Here is a 2282-nt window from a genome sequence, read left to right as displayed (position 1 = left end):
TCTAATTCATCTCCTTTTTCTACGGTAAGTTCAGTAGCATCATACTCCACAACTATTTTCCCGGTATTCCCTTTTCTCTCAACATAACTTTCAGGAACCCAGCCTTTTTTCCCATTCTGATCTTCACACCACAGCCAGCCGCTCCACTCGCTTTTCTTTTCTCCAATAGTGACAACCTCGCCCGATTTCAATTTAAGCGGATACGGATAAGCTGAACGATATCCATATATTACCCTGCATTTTTTCCCCCTTAATCCGTTATCCTGTTTCATCTATACTTTCCTCAATTTAAGAATTATCATTATCTGATATTTCAGGTTTTAACAGAATAGTATCCGTTTTCAGGATTGTCAAGCATTTTAGACCTGACTTGATGTCGCAGACTGAAGTCCGCGGCTACCGAATGGCAAAGATGATCTGCAAAACAATATCATAAAAACTCACCCTGAATCCCTCTCTTAAAAAGAGAGGGACCTTCCTTCCCCTTCTCTTGGTAAGTCGGAGATCCCGCCAAAGGCGGGAAGAAGGGGCCAGGGGATGAGTTTGAAACGAACACAGACTAAAGTCTGCGACTAGTGGATTTAATTTCAGATTCGGTGGCACAGGCTTCCAGCCTGTGCAGAACAGACCAGAGGTCTGTTCCACCATTGATTATCCCTGTCGCCACACGAACGGCAACGCTACAGGTTTTTTTTAATCCGTTATTCGAAATTCATCATTCGATATTATATTTTATTTTCCTTTTTCCATTTTCCTTTTCTGTTATCCGTCATCCATCAATTTTTTATTTTCCCATCTTCCTTCTTCCATCCTTCGTTTTCCTTTTCTTTTATCCGTCATTCGACATCTGTCATTCGCCATTTTTCCGCTCAAGATTTATATTGACAACCTTTTTTTCGTATATATATTCAATCTTCAACAAATCGCCTAATTCTCCCCGTAGGGGGAAGCGGAGGACCCAAGAGTTTTCTGGGGCGAGTTCCCGTCCCGCTTTTAGCGGGAGATAGGGTCTTCTCTTGACCCGAGCCCGGCAGCTAACTCCGCAGGCGTGAGGAGAGGAGAAAAGATCCAAATAGCTGAGACCACTGGTTTTTCATTGGTCTTTTTTTGTAGTTGCATAATTCATTGGGCTCTTTGCTGGCTCGATGAATCGAGCAACTACGTTATCAAGGAATTCTACTGATTGGGAGTGAAATGGCACAGGTTCAAACAACTGAAAAATTAGAGCTTCGACGGGACGTTTCAGTCTGGGGCTCTTATATGTGGGGATTTGCAGATGTAGGAGCAGATACCTATGTAGCTTTAGGCCTGGTGATGGCTTATGCCCAGGGAGCTGCGAGTTTAGTCTTTGCCCTGGCTGGAATAATCTATATAATGATTGGATTAGCCTATACTGAGCTTGCCTCAGCCTATCCAGTGGCTGGTGGAGGACCATACTTTACCCTACGGGGCTTAGGTGATTTCTGGGGTTTTGTAGGAGGAGCAGCTTTACTTTTAGACTATACCATCGATATTGCTCTTTTTGCCACTGCTTCGGCCGGTTATCTGAATTTTTTTATGCCTTATATCATAGGAAGAGATATAGGGAGCTTTGTCCTGTCTATTGGTCCATTTCACCAGGTTCATTACTTCTGGTGCATAGAGACTTTGATCTTAATTTCGATTTTGATCTGGGTCAATATCCGGGGTGTAAAAGAATCTTCTTTCTTAAACGAATTTATCGGGGTACTTGTAATCATAACGGAATCAGCCTTAGTGATAATGGGATTTCTTTTCGCCTGGAAACCTGAGTTTTTAGCCCATCAATGGAAAACCCAGTTCCCAACCTTTCACAATTTTATGTATGGCTCCTCTCTGGCGATTATCTCCTTTGTGGGTTTAGAGTCTATATCTCAAGCTGCTCAGGAGACCAGAAGGCCAGCAACTATAATACCCAGGACCTCCTTAACTTTGATTTTTACTGTATTTATCTTCGCAGTTGCTTTCTCCACCTTGGGCTTGGGAGTTCTGCCCTGGCAGGAGTTTGCCAAACATATGGATAATCCGATTGCCATTTTAGCCAAAGCCATCCCTTTGATTGGATTTATGGCAGGTCCTTTTGCGGCTGGTTTAGGTGCCCTAATCCTTTTCATCTCCTCTAATACCGGAGTTATGGGTGCCTCAAGACTAACTTATTCTTTAAGTAAATTCGGGATTATAAGCCCCTGGTTTAATGCAGTTCATCCAAAGTTCAGAACACCAGCTCGCACTATCATAATCTTCTCAATGATAGGGATAGTGGA

The 2282-nt window shown here is 42.9% G+C and carries 2 protein-coding genes and 1 riboswitch; of the genes, one reads left to right on the top strand and one right to left on the bottom strand.

From position 1 onward, the window contains the following. Nucleotides 1–272 (bottom strand): SH3 domain-containing protein (locus MUP17_03200; GenBank protein MCJ7457983.1); only part of this gene is annotated, 272 nt, incomplete at its 3' end. A 642-nt stretch (nt 273–914) separates the two neighbouring features. Continuing rightward, nucleotides 915–1063: riboswitch (cyclic di-AMP (ydaO/yuaA leader) on the top strand. 131 nt (nt 1064–1194) lie between these two features. Here MUP17_03200 and MUP17_03195 point away from each other — a divergent pair. Beyond that, on the top strand, nt 1195–2282 hold a 1088-nt coding region (locus tag MUP17_03195), incomplete at its 3' end, for an APC family permease (protein MCJ7457982.1).

It is taken from the genome of Candidatus Zixiibacteriota bacterium (assembly GCA_022865345.1).
Classification (GTDB): domain Bacteria; phylum Zixibacteria; class MSB-5A5; order MSB-5A5; family RBG-16-43-9; genus RBG-16-43-9.
Note: the sequence above shows the minus strand (reverse complement) of the source record. Positions and strands in the feature narration are given on the sequence as shown.